A 15245-nucleotide genomic window follows, 5' to 3' on the forward strand; every position below is an offset into this window, starting at 1 on the left:
ACAGCAACGCCGCATAAGCGAACCGCCACCCCGGGCATGGGGCGGCGGCGATATTCGTTTGCGGCATCAGGAATAGCCCAAGCATAACGCCCAGCGCCCCGGCTCGCAACAAGACGAGGCCGAGCACATGGCTCAATCCGACCGCTGGTTTTCCAGCCCCACCCAGATCTTCTGGACCTGCAAGGCGCTCCTGGATGGGCGCACCCTGACCCACAAGACCGAAATCCGCGAAGTGAAAGGCTGGCGACTGGCTTCAATCTGTCACCGGCTCAAGTCCGAATTCGGCTGGCCGATCCTGGTCGAGTATCGCGGGCCGGAGAACGTGGCCCATTACCGCCTCGCTTCCGGCACCGACCTGTCGCAGCTCCGGTTCCCGCCCAGCGCCAAGTCCTTGGCCGATGACCTGACCGGGGGAGCGGCATGACCCGGCTCCAAGTTCTGTACCTCCGCCGCCTTCACGGTCTGACCGAAGCACAGGCCCAGGCTATCGCCACAATCATCTGGGGGTCCGCCAATGGCTGAGAGACCGAAGCGCACACGGCCGCGCGGCTTCGCGCCATGGAGCCCCCGCCCGGAAACCCTGTCGCTGGTTCAAGACATCTGCGCGGTGCTGGACGACTACAGGGCTCACCTCCCCCTGACCAATCGACAGGTGTTCTACCGGCTGGTAGCAACCCGGGGCTTCGCCAAGACCGAAGCCGCATATGCGCGCCTCTGCGAGACCTGCAACCGGGCCCGCCGGGCTGGACTTATCCCCTTCGCGTCCATCCGCGATGATGGGGCCGCCCGCTATGAGGCGACGGCTTGGACGGACGCCCAGGCATTCATTCGGGACATGCGCCGCGAAGCCGAAGCCTTCCGGCTCGACCGGCAGGAAGGCCAGCCGGTGCGACTGTGGGTTCTGTGCGAGGCAGGCGGCATGGCTCCGATGCTGGCCCGGGTGGCGGCAAGCTACGGCGTGCCGGTGCTGACAAGCGGCGGCTTCGACAGCGTGACCGCGAAACACGACCTGGCCCGCGAAATCTCCGGGGCGCTGGGCGACGGCGAAGCGGCCGAGGTTCTTCACCTTGGCGACCTGGACCCATCGGGCGAGCATCTTTTTACCTCCCTGGCCGAGGATGTGTCAGCCATGACCGATGCCCTTTGCGGGGCAGCGCCGGACTTCACTCGTCTTGCCGTGACACGGGAACAGGCGGAGCGGCTGGGGCTCCCGACTGCCCCGCCGAAGGCGACCGACCGGCGGCGTTTCACGGGCGAAACGGTGCAGGCCGAGGCAATCGACCCCGACACCCTGGCGGACATCCTGCGCGATGCCATCGAGTTCCGCCGGAATGCCGAGGTTGCGGGCGATCTGCTTGACCGCGAAGCGGACATCCGGGGCGCGTTGGTCGCGATGATGGAGGGCACGACATGACCGATGCCCGCGACCTGACACTGACGCTCGGAGGCAGGTGGTATCGCTCCTACGGTACGGCCCCGTGCCCGGTCTGCCAGCCCGAGGGGAAGAAGACCCAAACCGCCCTGACCCTGGCCGATGGAAATTCCGGCCTGCTGCTGAACTGCAAGCGGGCCGGTTGCGACTTTCGCGACATTCTGGCGGCGGCGGGCGTTTCGCCCGGCGACTACTCCCCGCCCGACCCGGCGACCTTGGCCCAGCGATGGGCGGAAGAACAGGTTGAGGCCGAGAAGAAAGAACGCAGGGCCTTGGCCCTCTGGAACGAAGCCCTGCCGATCGGTGGCACCTTGGCGGAAGTCTACCTGAGGCAGAGGCGGGGCATCACCTGCGCCCTGCCTGACACGCTGCGTTTTCATCCCGACTGCTGGCATCCAACCGCCAAGCGGTTCCCGGCGATGCTGGCCCAGGTGGACGGGGCCAAGCGGTTCGCCATGCATCGGACCTATCTGCGCCCAGACGGCAGCGGCAAGGCTGATGTGAAGCCCGACAAGGCCATGCTCGGGGCGACCGCAGGCGGCGCTGTGCGGCTCACTGAGGCGCAGGGGCAACTTGTGGTGGCCGAGGGCATCGAAACCGCGTTGTCGCTCGCCTGCGGCCTCCTGCGCGCCCCGGCGACCATCTGGGCCGCGTTGTCCACCTCCGGCATTCGCGGCCTTCACCTTCCTGACCGCCCCGGCCGCCTGACCATCGCGACAGACAGCGACGATGAAGGGGCAGGCAAGGAAGCAGGGCACGCCCTGGCCGAAACCGCCCATGCGCTGGGCTGGCAGGTGTCCCTGCTGCCCGCGCCAGAGGGGCGAGACTGGAACGACATTCTGACCATGGGGAATGAAAGCAAATGAACACATTTTACGCCGCTCAAGTGGACGGTCAGGCCATTCCCTTCAAGGCCGAGGGCCCGCAGCCGCTGCTGCGCGAAATCCCCGAAGGCGAGCCCTATCCCGTGGAAGCGCTGGGGCCGCTCAGGGCGGCCGTGGAAGCGGTGCAGGGGCAGACCCTAGCCCCCATAGCAATCCCTGCCGCTTCAGCCCTGTCTGTGGCCTCTCTGGCCGTGCAGGGCTTCTGTGACGTGGAGACGCTGGGCGGCGCGCGGCCGCTGTCGCTCTACGCGCTGACCGTCGCCAGATCCGGGGAGCGGAAATCGTCCTGCGATGCCCCGCTGATGTCCGCCCTGCGCATCTTCGAAAAGGAGCAAGCCAAGGAACGGCGCGACGACGTGGCCGCATGGGAAAACGCCCATGCCCTCTGGAAAGGGGAACGCGACCGCATTCTGAGCGAGGCCCGGAAGGGCAAAGGCGAAAAGCGGACTGCGGCCGAGGCGGACCTGGAAGCGCTGGGCAGGGAGCCCAGCGCCCCGCCTTCGCCCGACCGCACGGTGACGGAACCGACTTACGAGGGGCTGACCCGGAAGTTTGCCGAGGGCATGCCAACCCTTGGTATCTTCTCGGATGAAGGCGGGCAGTTTCTGGGCGGCTTCGCGATGTCGTCGGACAACCGCCAGAAGACCCTGGCCGCGCTCAATGACCTCTGGCAGGGTAATCCGATCCGGCGCACCCGGGCCGGGGAAGGCTCCTACACACTCTACGGGCGGCGGCTGGCGGTGCATCTCATGGTACAGCCCAGCGTGGCCCGCGCCTTCATGTCCGACCCCATGGCGGCCGACACCGGGTTTCTGCCCCGGTTCCTGATGTGCGAGCCGCCCAGCGCCATTGGCACCCGCCTGCAAGCCCATGTCAGGAACGACGGCGTTGCCCTGGCCGCGTTCGCCCATCAGCTTTCCTGCATTCTGGAAACGCCGCTGCCGATGAACATGGAGAGCCGCGAACTGGAACCCCGTGTTTTGCCCCTGGCGCAGGATGCGCGCGAAATGCTGACCGCCTATTCGGACCATGTGGAAGCGCAACAGGCCCCCGGGGGCGACCTCGCCAACGTCACGGGCTACGCCTCCAAGGCGGCAGAACAGGCCGCGCGGATTGCCGGGGTGCTGACCGCATGGGGCGACCTTGACGCCCCTGCCGTCAGCCTGGACGCCATGGAGGCCGGAATTGCACTAGCCGACTTCTATCTGTCGGAGGCCCGGCGGCTGGCCGATGCCGCGAACGTTTCAGAGGAGATCGAGCGGGCCGACACGCTGCGCAAGTGGCTACTGGAACGCTGGGAGCACCCCGAGGTGATGCCGAGTGAAGTGGTGCGGCACGCTCCCATTCGGGCCCTTCGCGAAAGCCCGGCGGCGAAGAAGGCCATTGGTATCCTGGAAAAGTACGGATGGCTGATGCGCCTGCCCGAAGGGGCAGAGGTGCGCGGTGCCGCCCGGAAAGAAGCCTTTCGCATCGTGGGGGAACGCCATGAAGTTTGACCTCAAGGCGGCCCGCGCCCGTATCGAGGGGAAATCAGGTTCAGAGGGTCCGGGCGGTGCTATTCATGCTATTTGTGCTATTCCAGCGCCCCCGAATAGCACGAATAGCACAAATAGCACGGCAGGGGCCGCCTGCGTCGAAATCGAACGGCCGCAGGGCGCGGCGGATGTGCCCAGCCCTGGGAACCTGACAAAACCTGACATCGCAACGGCCAAGCAACGGGCCCGGCAGCCCAGTGCAGAGGCTACGCCGCGATTACCACGCGACACGCCCTCGAAACTGGAAAACGCGGCAACCCGGCCCCAGCCCTTGGAGCCTTCGCGGCAGGACGCAGAAACCTTCCCGCATGGCCTATCCGTAGGAGGCAGCCCGCTCACCTGGACGGGCCGGGTGGTCAGCCTGGACACATGGCGAAGGCTATCCGAATGGGAGCGCCACGGGCCGAACGGGAGGCTCTGGAACGGCATCACTGGCCAGTGGGAAGACGGGGGCGGGGCATGAGCATGAACCGCGCCCAGCGCAAGGCAATGCAACGCCGCACCGGGATCGGCCCGGCCAAGCTGGCCCGCCACTGCTACGACATTCGCGGCGATGCCCTGGTGCGGGTTTCGGACCCGGCTGCCGTGGCAGTGCTCACCCGGGCCTTCACGCTGCTGTTGTGCTCCGGTGGTCTTCCGGTTGCCATCGAAGTGACCCCCGACGAGGCTCGGGCTTTCCCGCGCTTCCGGGACAACCCTGCCGGGCTGGGCGTGACGTGGCTTGCCGTTGGTTTCGACAGTGAGGGCAGAGCGTCCTACGCCTTGCAGACCGCGAATTGCGAGGATGGCGCACTGGCCTCCGAGGCTGCCCGAGTGCTGGCCTGCGCCAAGCTGGCGGAGGTTTGCGCCACGCCGGGGTTTCCAATCTGCAAGACGAGGGGGCGCGCATGACCGGGGCTGAACTGGCGGCAATTCGCAAGGCGGCCGGGCTGTCGCAAACCGCCCTCGCCAAGCGCGTGGGCATCGGGCGGCATGCCGTCTCTTATTGGGAAACCAAGTCCGAGGTGGACCGGCGCGCCTGGGCGGTGGACCGTATGGCCGAAGTGCTGCCCCTGCCGGATATACCCCGCATCACACGCCCGCATGCGGGGTGGGCTGATAAGCTCGAAGCCGAGACCAAGACGCGGGAGGCGGCATTCAGGGCCCAGGTCTCGAAGTGGGAAAGACAGCAAGCCGAAGCGGCGGCAAAGCGGCGAGTTCGTTGCGGGGCCAAGACCCGGAAAGGTACGCCTTGCCGTGCGAAGTCCCTGCCGGGCAAGAGGCGTTGCAAGTTTCACGGGGGCATGTCCACCGGGGCACGGACGCCAGAGGGCATTGAACGTATCCGTGAAGCGCAGCGGCGGCGCTGGGCGCGATGGAAGGCAGAGCGGGAATAGAGGGTTTTTGCCCTCTATTAAAAGGGCTCCCGGGGCGTCGAACCACTGCCGCAAGCCGGTTGATAAAAGTTGTCATCCCGAGCCTGCCGCCCCGTAATGGGGTCTTACATTTCGGCACTTGATAAAAAATCAAAGAAATCAAGTTGGCGGTTGCCGGATTTCCGGACCAATGTGCGCGCGGGATGAGGTGTTGCGCGGGGCGCGGGCATATCACTGAAAGCAGAGATAGGGGCTGCCGGGTTTCGGCACAGGTGCGCGCCTGGGATGAGGTGTTAGGCCATGCCTAAACCCTAAGATTACCCTAATGCGCTGGGCGCGCGGGCGGAGCCAATACCGGTCATGCACGACAGGACCGCAACCCTAGATTCGGGTTCTTCTTTCTCTGTCACGGAAAAAATCTTTGGGGCGGTCACTTCCGCATGTCTTCGGGGCGCGGCTCCGCAATGTATGCCTTACCATCCTTTTCGCTCTTCCATGGGTTCCCGAATGCCTTCGGGTGCTCCGGCTCTTGGCCTCCGGCAACATCCGCCTTCACGGCGCGCCGTTCCCGGCGATGCTCTGCGACCTTGAACGCTTTGTCACTGATGGCCGTCGTGATGCCCCCGGCGGGCGTTTTCTTACGTGACCGGCTCACTTCTCTACCCTCCAAATAGCTTGATACAGATCCGCCAGAGCGTCCCCGATACCTTCAGCCTTCGCCTTCAAGTCTTCGCGTTCTTGGATGAATGGGTGTTCCTGAACGAAATCCGCAAAGTGCTGGCCCACAACAAAGGCTCTGTCGCCCGCTTCATGCTGAAAGCCTGGGAACGCATCGCCGATTGTGCGGGGTCCTTCCATGTCGTCAATGTCGTCGGTCATTCCTTCACCTCCAATGCAACACCCGGACCCGTTGCGACTTGCCCCCCTTCGAGGAATTGGACGCCCTGGGCTTCGAGCGCGCGCCGAATGGCTTCAGCGCTGGATAGCTGCAAGCCGCTCTTGCCCGTCTCAAATCGGTTGATTGTCGTGAAGGATACGCCCGCCTGCGCCGCCAATTCCCGGACGCCGAGCCCAAGAGCCGCGCGCGCCATTCTTACCTGTTCCGGCTTCATTCGCTTACCTTGTTGCCAAATGCGCTTACAGGGTAGTTGACTTATCGCTTACCCTGTACCATATCTATAACTCAGTAAGCGAAAACGCAAACAAGGTTATAGACCCATGACCATAGACCGCGCCGAACTGTTCCGCCTTGCATGGGCCTGGGCAAAGCAAGACCTCTGGTCCCGCCGCCTGCCTGCCTCGCACCTTCGCGGCCTGTTCCGTGAAGCTCTGAAACGCGCATGGGCTGACCTGAAGCGCACCGCCGCGCGGCTGGCCGCCCAGCGCAAGACGACCGCCGCCACCCGCCCGGCCGCTCAAATCCAGACCGACATCCTTGTGCTCGAATGTAAGGACCGCCTGCACGGCTCCGACTGGCAGCGCCTCGACGCTCTCCGGGCGGAACTCATGGCGGCACACGCAGCCTGACCTTTTCCCGAACCAACAAGCGAGAGAACCACCATGACCCACAATCTGACCCGCCGCGCCTTGCTGGCTGCCGCTCCTGCCGGGGGTATTGCCATGATGGCAACGACAGGGGGCGGTACACAGTACCCGCCCCAAGCCGAGGATGGACCATTCTTGGTGGACCTGACGAACCGGCCCGGGGATGTGGCATTGTGCTACCCGTGCGATGAAATCGTTCACGCGCTCGCGTATGTGACCGCCGATGGGGCGCTTATCTACGGGGAAGGCAACCGGGCCAACCTTGGCGATGGCTGGCGCAGGCTTGACCCCGGAGAAATCGAAGTGATTGGGCGGGTGGCCTCGCTCCACTCGAAGGACCGGCGTGGTTGGTTCACTTACGGAAGCGGTGAGTTGGCAGGCTGAGGCCCCTACGGACGCAGACAACGCAAGACGGACAGGCCCTGCCCAGCGCGGGGCCTTTCGTTTTGGGCAGAGCTTCACCGGCGCCAACCGGTCAGGCTCGCGCGTCTCGTGGGATAGTTTTCAATGGCAACAGTGCGACCGCGTACTGCTTTCGGGCTTCGGTGTCGCAACACAATGCTACGGCATGTTTCGAATTGCATCGTTATAGACTTCATGCGCATTCATCTTCTACCGTACTGAATCTAACGCAATTTGCATGGACCAATACCAATGAGCGGATTCGAGAGCGCTATCGCGGCACTGGCAGAAAGAGTGAAAGAGCACTCGGAGACAATCCAAACGGAGGAAGCGGTGAAGACCTCTGTCGTCCTCCCTTTCCTTCAGGCGTTGGGCTATGATGTTTTCAATCCCGCAGAGGTGGTGCCAGAGTTCACGGCAGATACCATCGGCAAGAAGGGCGAGAAGGTTGACTACGCCATTAACAAAGCCGGTGAAGTTTCGATCCTGATTGAATGCAAGGGTTTGAGCACACAACTCAACGAAAAGCACCTCGCCCAACTCTATCGCTACTTCACGGTGACCAACGCACGTTTTGCCATGCTGACCAACGGCCGAGAGTATCGTTTCTTCACAGACTTGGACGAGAGCCACCGCTTGGACAAGCGCCCCTTCTTTGTCTTTGACCTGCTCGACTACAATCCGGGTTCCATCTCGGAACTGGCGAAATTCTCTAAGTCTTCCTTCGATGTAGACAACATTCTGCTTCAAGCGGAACGGCTCAAGTACGTTTCAGCCATCAAAAAGGTTCTCGAAGATTGGATCGATCAACCGTCTGATGGCCTAGTGAGACTGGTCGCAGCCGAGGTTCACGAAGGACGCTTGTCTCAGCCGGTCAAAGAAACAATCGGTACTGCCCTCAGCGCGGCATTCAAGGAAATCGTGAGAGACCGAGTAAGAGGCCGGTTGAATTCGGCTCTAGAAGACCCGGTTCCCGAACAAACGCCGCACAATGAGCCCGACCATGTGCAGCCTAGCGACACTGGCGTTGTAACAACACAGGAAGAGATAGAAGGCTGGCTCACGATTAAGGCCATTCTCCGCGAAACGGTTGATACAGACAGGATTTTCATGCGGGACGCCAAGAGTTACTGCGCGGTGCTCCTGGACGACAACAACCGCAAACCCATCGCCAGGCTTCACTTCAATGGAGCAAAGAAGAAATACATCGGTCTGTTTGACGGCGAAGCCGAAGAACGTGTGGAAATGGAATCGATGAAGGACTTCTTTGCGCTGGCGGACCGTGTGAAGGCCGCTGTCGCGAAGTACGACGAGTAGCGCCGATTCTGTCGCTTACGCCAGTACCGCCACAGGAAAACCTCCAACCGAAGACGGCTTCTCTGTGTCGCACCACATTGCGTTCAAGCGCAAATGGCATGGCGGGTCGGTAGGTGGGTAAGGCAACCATTTCGCCATTTTTGTCAACAAAATCAAAGGCGGATGGCGGAGACGAAGGGATTCGAACCCTCGAGACGGTTTCCCGCCTACTCCCTTAGCAGGGGAGCGCCTTCGACCACTCGGCCACGTCTCCGTCGGTCGGTCTAGTCGGTCGGACCATGGAGGACAAGCCCAAACGTCACCAAAATTTTGCATCCCCGCGCGGAATGCACCGACCGCGCTCAGTAGCTCCGAAGCATCCGCGTGATCTCCGCCGGATCGGAGCTCAGCGTCAGCGCGAAGCTCAGCAGGATCCGCGCCTTCTGCGGGGTCAGGTTGTCCGCCGGCAGGATCCCGGCCTTCTGCAGGCCGGTCAGATCCGCAACCCGCCCCGCGGCGCGCGAGGATTGAAGCACCACGACCCCGCTGCCCACCGCCGCGGCCAGCGCCGCGTGTTCCGCCGGCGGCGTCAGACCGGGCGCGAACCCGGCCGAGACGATGCCCTTCGCCCCCGCCGCCACGAAGGCGCGCACCGCCGTGCCGTCGGCCCCCGCATGCGCGTAAGAGATATCGACACGCGGCAGGATCTCCATCGCGGCAAGGTCGAATTCGGTCGCCACGGTGTGGGCGCGCACCGGGCGGCGATAGATCTCCACCCCGTGGGCATCGGCATGACCCAGCACGCCGAAATCGGGCGTCCGGAAGGTCTGCAGACGCCAGACCGACGTCTTGGTGACCTCGCGCGCGGCCTGGATCTCTTCGTTCAGCACGAGCAACACGCCCAGCCCCCGCGCCTCGGGCGCCAGCACCGTGCGGATCGCGGCCATCATGTTGGCCTCCGCATCGCCGGAAATCGCCGAGGCCGGCCGCTGCGCCCCGGTCAGCGCCACCGGCAGGTCCACCGTCAGGCCCAGGTTCAGCGCATAGGCCGTCTCCTCCATCGAGGCGGTGCCATGCAGGATCACGACGCCGGCCATGTCGGGGTCTTCGGCCAGCCGCGAGATTTCCGCGGCCAGGCGCGTCCAGTGGGCAAAACCCATCTCGGTGCTCAGCACCGGCGGGAAGTCCACCGGCACCACATCGGCCAGCTCCGACAGGCGCGGAAACCGCTCCAGCATGCCCGCCGAATCAAGGATCCGCCCGTGCCGGCCGTAATCCTGCACATCGAACCCGTCCGCCCCGAGCGAAGAGATCGTGCCCCCCGTCCCGATCAGAGCCACCTTCTTTGCCATGTCCTTGGTCCTCAGCCCGCCAGTTCCGTCGCGTCCAATACCGCGATCCCGTGGGCCGCGGCCAGATCCAGCGCGACCGACCGGTCGGCACTGTTGCCGTCCGCATCAAGGATCGTGCTCAGAACCGCCACGGCGCCGCCATCGGCCAGCCGCAGCAGGCGCAGCGCCATGGCGGCAAGATCCGCCTCGTCGGCAAGCTGCGGAAAGACATGGCCGGGCGTCACGATGTCATCTGCCGTCCCGCTCTCGGCGGCCAGGATCGTGCGGGCCCGGTCGGCGGCCGAGATCCCGGTCGAGATCCCCCGCCGCGCCTCGATCGACTGGGTGTAAAGCGGTGCGTCCGGCCGCCCCTTGCGCGGCTGCAGCGTCAGGCCCAGCTCGGCCGCCCGCCGCAGGCTCAGCGCCAGCCCAACCAGGCCGCGCGCCTCGGTCGCCATGAAATTCACCCAGGCCGGGGTGACGGCGCGGGCGGCCATCGTCAGGACCGCGTCCCCCTCTTCCCCGAGCAACAGAACCGGCCGCCCCCCGGCCATGGCGGCCACGGCCTCCATCAGGGCGGGGCTGGTGGCGGCGGCATCACCGACGGCAGGGGCTGCATGCATCATCGATCAGGTCTCCAGCTCGTGGAACTTGCGGGCGTAATAAGCCAGACCGGGTCCGTCCGGATCGCCGGCAATCCCGTGGATCTCGCAGAACAGCACGTCGTGGCTGCCCACGCTGGCGCGCTCGGTGATGGTGCAGTCGAAGGAAACGACGGCATCGGCCAGGATCGGCGCCCCGGTCTGGCCGGCGGTCCACTCGGCGGCGTCGAACCGCTCGTCCATCGGGGTCTTGCCGCCGAACAGCATGGCGACATCCTTGTGCTTCGGCCCCACGGTGTTGACGCAGAGCGCGGTATTGCCCGCAAAGGCCGCCATGGCCGAGCTCGACCGGTTGATGCAGACCAGCAGGGTCGGCGGTTCGGCGGTGACCGAGCAGACCGCCGAGGCGGTAAAGCCCGACCGGCCGGCGGGCCCGTCGGTGGTCACGATGTTCACCGCACCGGCAAGCCGGGCCATTCCGGCCTTGAAATCCTCCTGGCTGACATGGGGCGGCATGGGGATCTCGGTCTTGAGGGTTTCGGCCATGGGTTCAGTTCCAGTCTCCGGTAAGCTTTACCGGTTTCCTATGTCATGCATGCGGTGGCCGTCCACAAAAGCTCCCATCGGGGACGCCCCCCTGCCCTGCTGCCGGTTCCGTCTGCCCGGGAAGGCGGCATCCGCATCGCCGGGCCCGCCTGCAGCTTCGGATATCGCAATTCCCGACGCCTTAAACCGCCCGAATCCAACGATATCGGCCCGATAGGCGCCGTGACGGCCCTTCCCGAGGAAGACAGGGTACCGCGTTTCTGACCCCGAAAGCCACGCCCGTCCACCCGTCGAAAGCCAACCCGACGACGCGCGGGCGTGAAATTATTTCACCTCTCCCGCCGCGATTTTCAGCGACCCCGCCCCTCCACCGACGCGGCCTGACCCGCTGTCACGGCGCCTGGTCAGGCGGTGCCGGACCGAGCTCTCAACGTGGAGATGAAGACAGGACCGGCCCTCTCACGCGGGCGATGTCGCACGACAAGGCGTGGCCGCCCCCACGGCAGGCCCGCCCGCCCGGCAGATCCCGCCTCGCCACTCTCTGGTCTGGCGCTTCCGTGCCAGCCCCCCGCGTCCGTGCCCCGTCTGCAAGTCCCGGACCATGCCGCAACGTCCCCGCAACCACCTCCTGGCCCCAGTCGTTGCATGCGTACCCACCGCTGCCCGCCCTCCGTTTGCCTCTTTGCAAAAGGACAGCCGACCGCGCCGTCCCCAGGACCGGCCGCCGGGTGGCCGCCGATCTTGTCTGGACGGCGAAAAATTGGGCCGGCCGCCAGACTCAGCGCAATCTGTGGGCATGCGCCGTTTTTCAGGGCGCCGCAGCAGCAATTTCCTTGGGCGCGGCGCGACTACGTTGTCATGATGCGCGCGAACAATGACAGGAGACACACGCATGGACATGGGCGTTTTCATTCCGATCGGGAACAACGGCTGGCTGATTTCCAAGACCTCGCCGCAATACATGCCCAGCTTCGAGCTGAACAAGCAGGTCGTGCAGAAGGCCGAGAAATACGGGCTGGAATTCGCGCTTTCCATGGTCAAGCTGCGCGGCTTCGGCGGCGAGACGGAATTCTGGGACCACAACCTGGAAAGCTTCACCCTGATGTCGGCGCTGGCCGCCGTGACGTCGAAGATCAAGCTCTTCGCCTCCACCGCCATCCTGACCCTGCCGCCCGCGATCGTGGCGCGCATGGCCTCCACCATCTCGGACGTGGCGCCGGGCCGCTTCGGCGTGAACATCGTGACCGGATGGGCGCCCAACGAATACACCCAGATGGGCGTCTGGCCCGGTGACGAATACTTTGGCCACCGCTACGACTATGCCTCGGAATACGTCCAGGTGATGAAGGACCTCTGGGCGGATGGCAAATCGGACTTCAAGGGCAAGTTCTTCGAGATGGACGACTGCCGCCTCAGCCCGCTGCCCCAGGGCAATGTCGAGATCGTCGCCGCCGGCCAGTCGGAAAAGGGCATGGCCTTCTCGTCCAACTACGCCGATTATTCCTTCGTGCTGGGCACCGGCGTCAACAAGCCGACCGATTTCGCCCCCGTTGCCGCCAAGCTCGCCGATGCCGCCGCCGAAACCGGGCGCGACGTGGGCGCCTATGTGCTCTTCATGATCATCGCCGACGAGACCGACGAAGCCGCCCAGGCCAAGTGGCTCAGCTATCGCGAAGGCGCCGACATGGAGGCGCTGTCCTACATGGGCGTGCAGGGCGCCGCCGACACCACCGCCGAGGACGGCTCGACCGCCAAGGCGATCAACCTCCCCGAGGGCGCGGTGAACTTCAACATGGGCACGCTCGTCGGCTCCTACGAAAGCGTGGCGAAGATGCTCGACGAGGCCTCCGCCGTCCCGGGCGTGAAGGGGATCATGATGACCTTCGACGATTTCCTCATCGGGATCGAGGATTTCGGAACCAAGATCCAGCCGCTCATGTCCTCGCGCGCCGACGTCCAGATCGCGGCGGAATAACGCGCCCCACCCGCCACGGGCGCAAAATTTTTACCTGAAAAATTTTGGCCCCGGCCGCGTCATCGCGTGCCGGGGCCAATTTCATGCCCTGCATGAAATTTTGCCACAGCGGATCATTCGCTCAGGAATTTCCCCCGGAAGAACACCAGCGGCTCGCCTTCGCCGGCAGCGCGCACGCCCGCCACGGTGCCGATGATGATCGAGGTGTTGCCGTGGTCGATCACCTTCTCCAGCTTGCAGTCGAAGACGCCCAGCGCCTCCTTCAGCACCGGCGCCCCGGTGGCCAGCGTCTCCCATTTGTCGGGGTCGAACACCTTCTCGCCCTTGCCGCCGAAGGCCCCGGCCAGCTCGGCATAGCCCTGCGGCAGGAAGTTCACCGCGAAATGCTCGTTCTCCAGCACGCCGGCCAGCGCCGAGGTCTTCTTGTCGATCGACACCAGCATCGTGGGCGGGTTCGCCGTCACATGCGCCGCCGACAGGCCCAGAAAGCCGTTCGGCCCCTCGGCGCTGTCGCAGGTCACCAGCGTCGCGCCAATGGGACGTTCGCCCAGGGTCCGCCAGAAGGCACCGATATCGACGGCCTCGCCGGTTGCTTCGAATGTCATGAGATATCCTTTCGTCTTCGCGTCGCGGTCCGGCCCTGCTTGCCGTCCCGCCGATCTGCGCGCAAGCTGCGCCAGCCGTGGGCCCAGCACAAGAGCCGGGCGCCGGATCGGCCGCCTCCGCCGCCCCCGATCCCGCGATCTGCCCAGCGCCGCGTCCCATCGGCGCCAAAACAGCCGGCACGCCTGCCGCCTGCGCCCATTACACGGGCAGGGACGCCCCCCCGACCGGCCCTTTGTGCCCGTGGGCTCAAAGCCAGGCCGCGCCCGTCCCAGGGCACTTGAACCGCGCGCAACCGACTGCCTAGTCATTGAAAGGGAAAGCCCGACCGTCCCACCCGAAGCCAAGACTGGACCTGATCCATGCCCCAGGCGCCCGGAAAGAACGTCCTGCTGATCAGCCTCGATGACGCGGTCGCCTACTGGCATTACCGCACCGTCTTCGGACAAGAGATCCAGACCCCGAACCTGGACCGGATCTGCGCGCAATCTACCGCCTTCCAGTCGGCCTATTGCCAGGTGCCCGTCTGCAGCCCCTCGCGCGCCAGCTTCATGTCGGGCATCTCGCCGCATCATTCGGGCATCACCGGGCGGGACGCGCGTTACCTCGACCGCTTCGGGCCGGAAAACCTCTGGCCGCACCGGCTGAAATCCGGCGGGCTGTATTGCTCGACCGGGGGCAAGGTGGTCCTTGGCTACCGCGCCCTGCCCGAACGGATCCACAGGATCCTCTATTCCGACGCCCCCGAAACCTACGCGATCGCGCCGCGCCGCCGCAGGTTCAAGGACCGGATGCTGCCCGGCCACGTGGAATTCGGCGGCTTTCGCGGCGGGCTGGCCGCCGACACCGAGGCGGCCGAGCAGAAGCTCTATTGCAACACGGTCGCCGACCGCGCCATCGCCTTCCTCGACAACTACGACGGCGCGGCGCCTTTCTATCGCGGCGTCGGATTCCAAAGCCCGCATGGCCCCTGGACCACCCCCCGCCGGTTCAAGGAGATGTACGACCCGGGCGCCTTCCGCCAACCCGCGGCCTGGGCCGGCGGCTTCACCGAACCGGACGCGGCGGGCCGGATCAGCCCCGCCAATTTTCACAACTCCTCCCGATGGTTCTGGAAGCAAAGCCTGCGCAACTACATGTCATCGCTCAGCTATGCCGATGCCCAGATCGGCCGGGTCTGGGATGCGCTCAAGGCCTCGCGCTTTGCCGACAGCACGCTGGTGGTGATCGTGTCGGACCACGGGCTGCACCTGGGCGAACGCAACCGCTTTTCCAAGGGCGGGCTGTGGGAACAGGTGGCCAACGTGCCGCTCATCATCCACGATCCGGCAACGCCGGAGGCCCGCGTCGTGACCGACCCCGTGGGCCTGATCGACATCGGCAACACGGTGATGGATTACCTCGATCTGCCCGCCATCCCCGGCAGCCTGGGCCAGTCGCTGATGCCGCAGCTCTCCGGCACCCCCGCGCCCGATCGCGCGATCCCGACGGTCCATGGCGACAATGCCTCGATCCGCAAGGGACGCTATCGCTTCACGCGCTATGCCTGTGGCACGACCGAGATGTTCGACCTGTCGACGGATTGGTGGCAGAAGACCGACCTCGGCCCCGGCCATGCCGCCTATGGCGACATGCAACAGGCCCATGCCGCCTGCTGCAGCGCCCATGGCCTTCCGCCCGCCGCCTCCGCCGCCTGACCGGCCGCAGGGCGCGACCTTCCGGACCGGCCCAACAGGCCC

At 65.1% G+C, this 15245-nt stretch carries 17 protein-coding genes and 1 tRNA gene; 11 read left to right on the forward strand and 7 right to left on the reverse strand.

Going from position 1 to position 15245, the window contains the following annotated elements; genetic code table 11:
- Window positions 1–127: 127 nt before the first annotated feature.
- The 6 genes from ATO3_RS19785 (at window position 128) to ATO3_RS19810 (ending at window position 5227) form a co-directional block, all read left to right on the forward strand.
- Window positions 128–424, forward strand: a complete 297-nt coding sequence (locus tag ATO3_RS19785; RefSeq protein WP_088651638.1) for a hypothetical protein — start codon at window positions 128–130, stop codon at window positions 422–424.
- Window positions 425–514: 90 nt separating this feature from the next.
- The gene (locus tag ATO3_RS19790) at window positions 515–1414 is read left to right on the forward strand and encodes a hypothetical protein (RefSeq protein WP_143747312.1); all 900 of its coding nucleotides are present in this window, start codon (window positions 515–517) and stop codon (window positions 1412–1414) included.
- On the forward strand, window positions 1411–2298 hold the full coding sequence (locus tag ATO3_RS19795) for a DUF7146 domain-containing protein (RefSeq protein WP_088651640.1): 888 nt from the start codon (window positions 1411–1413) through the stop codon (window positions 2296–2298). Before ATO3_RS19790 ends, ATO3_RS19795 begins: the two co-directional genes overlap by 4 nt.
- Window positions 2295–3812 carry a YfjI family protein gene (locus ATO3_RS19800; RefSeq protein ID WP_088651641.1) on the forward strand — a complete coding sequence of 506 codons (1518 nt, stop codon included), beginning with the start codon at window positions 2295–2297 and terminating at the stop codon, window positions 3810–3812. The genes ATO3_RS19795 and ATO3_RS19800 overlap by 4 nt, the downstream gene beginning before the upstream one ends.
- Before the next feature lie 498 nt (window positions 3813–4310).
- Complete coding sequence (locus ATO3_RS19805; RefSeq protein ID WP_088651642.1) at window positions 4311–4742, forward strand: hypothetical protein; 432 nt, start codon at window positions 4311–4313, stop codon at window positions 4740–4742.
- Entirely contained in the window at window positions 4739–5227 is a 489-nt protein-coding gene (locus ATO3_RS19810) for a helix-turn-helix domain-containing protein (protein ID WP_088651643.1), read from the forward strand. The genes ATO3_RS19805 and ATO3_RS19810 overlap by 4 nt, the downstream gene beginning before the upstream one ends.
- Window positions 5228–5857: 630 nt before the next feature.
- Here the strand turns inward: ATO3_RS19810 and ATO3_RS19820 are convergent.
- Together ATO3_RS19820 and ATO3_RS19825 are read right to left on the reverse strand one after the other, a co-directional pair.
- A complete protein-coding gene (locus tag ATO3_RS19820; protein ID WP_088651644.1) occupies window positions 5858–6085 on the reverse strand; it encodes a hypothetical protein in 228 nt (75 codons plus the stop codon).
- Window positions 6082–6318, reverse strand: a complete 237-nt coding sequence (locus ATO3_RS19825; protein ID WP_088651645.1) for a helix-turn-helix domain-containing protein — start codon at window positions 6316–6318, stop codon at window positions 6082–6084. Before ATO3_RS19825 ends, ATO3_RS19820 begins: the two co-directional genes overlap by 4 nt.
- Window positions 6319–6424: 106 nt before the next feature.
- Between ATO3_RS19825 and ATO3_RS19830 the strand changes: the two genes are divergently transcribed.
- The 3 genes from ATO3_RS19830 to ATO3_RS19840 all read left to right on the forward strand — a co-directional run bounded on the left by ATO3_RS19830 (window position 6425) and on the right by ATO3_RS19840 (window position 8470).
- A complete protein-coding gene (locus ATO3_RS19830; protein ID WP_088651646.1) occupies window positions 6425–6733 on the forward strand; it encodes a hypothetical protein in 309 nt (102 codons plus the stop codon).
- A gap of 33 nt (window positions 6734–6766) precedes the next feature.
- Window positions 6767–7135, forward strand: coding sequence for a hypothetical protein (locus tag ATO3_RS19835; RefSeq protein ID WP_088651647.1), 369 nt, complete (start codon window positions 6767–6769; stop codon window positions 7133–7135).
- 270 nt (window positions 7136–7405) lie between these two features.
- The gene (locus ATO3_RS19840) at window positions 7406–8470 is read left to right on the forward strand and encodes a type I restriction endonuclease (RefSeq protein ID WP_088651648.1); all 1065 of its coding nucleotides are present in this window, start codon (window positions 7406–7408) and stop codon (window positions 8468–8470) included.
- A gap of 163 nt (window positions 8471–8633) precedes the next feature.
- Here the strand turns inward: ATO3_RS19840 and ATO3_RS19845 are convergent.
- The 4 genes from ATO3_RS19845 to ATO3_RS19860 all read right to left on the reverse strand — a co-directional run bounded on the left by ATO3_RS19845 (window position 8634) and on the right by ATO3_RS19860 (window position 10928).
- Window positions 8634–8723 (reverse strand) — tRNA-Ser (locus ATO3_RS19845).
- A gap of 88 nt (window positions 8724–8811) precedes the next feature.
- Complete coding sequence (locus ATO3_RS19850) at window positions 8812–9801, reverse strand: asparaginase (RefSeq protein ID WP_088651649.1); 990 nt, start codon at window positions 9799–9801, stop codon at window positions 8812–8814.
- Between the two features lie 11 nt (window positions 9802–9812).
- Window positions 9813–10406, reverse strand: a complete 594-nt coding sequence (locus ATO3_RS19855) for a 3,4-dihydroxy-2-butanone-4-phosphate synthase (protein WP_088651650.1) — start codon at window positions 10404–10406, stop codon at window positions 9813–9815.
- 3 nt (window positions 10407–10409) lie between these two features.
- On the reverse strand, window positions 10410–10928 hold the full coding sequence (locus tag ATO3_RS19860; protein WP_088651651.1) for a flavin reductase: 519 nt from the start codon (window positions 10926–10928) through the stop codon (window positions 10410–10412).
- Between the two features lie 892 nt (window positions 10929–11820).
- On the opposite strand from ATO3_RS19860, the gene rutA reads away from it, so the two are divergent.
- Window positions 11821–12903 (forward strand): pyrimidine utilization protein A, encoded by a 1083-nt coding sequence (gene rutA, locus ATO3_RS19865; protein ID WP_088651652.1) that lies wholly within the window; start codon window positions 11821–11823, stop codon window positions 12901–12903.
- A 113-nt stretch (window positions 12904–13016) separates the two neighbouring features.
- Here rutA and ATO3_RS19870 read toward each other — a convergent pair whose 3' ends face one another.
- Complete coding sequence (locus ATO3_RS19870) at window positions 13017–13508, reverse strand: flavin reductase family protein (protein ID WP_088651653.1); 492 nt, start codon at window positions 13506–13508, stop codon at window positions 13017–13019.
- Between the two features lie 360 nt (window positions 13509–13868).
- Between ATO3_RS19870 and ATO3_RS19875 the strand changes: the two genes are divergently transcribed.
- Window positions 13869–15203, forward strand: a complete 1335-nt coding sequence (locus ATO3_RS19875) for a sulfatase-like hydrolase/transferase (RefSeq protein WP_088651654.1) — start codon at window positions 13869–13871, stop codon at window positions 15201–15203.
- Window positions 15204–15245 lie beyond the last annotated feature (42 nt).

This window comes from Marinibacterium profundimaris (assembly GCF_002210095.1).
Classification (GTDB): Bacteria; Pseudomonadota; Alphaproteobacteria; order Rhodobacterales; family Rhodobacteraceae; genus Marinibacterium; species Marinibacterium profundimaris.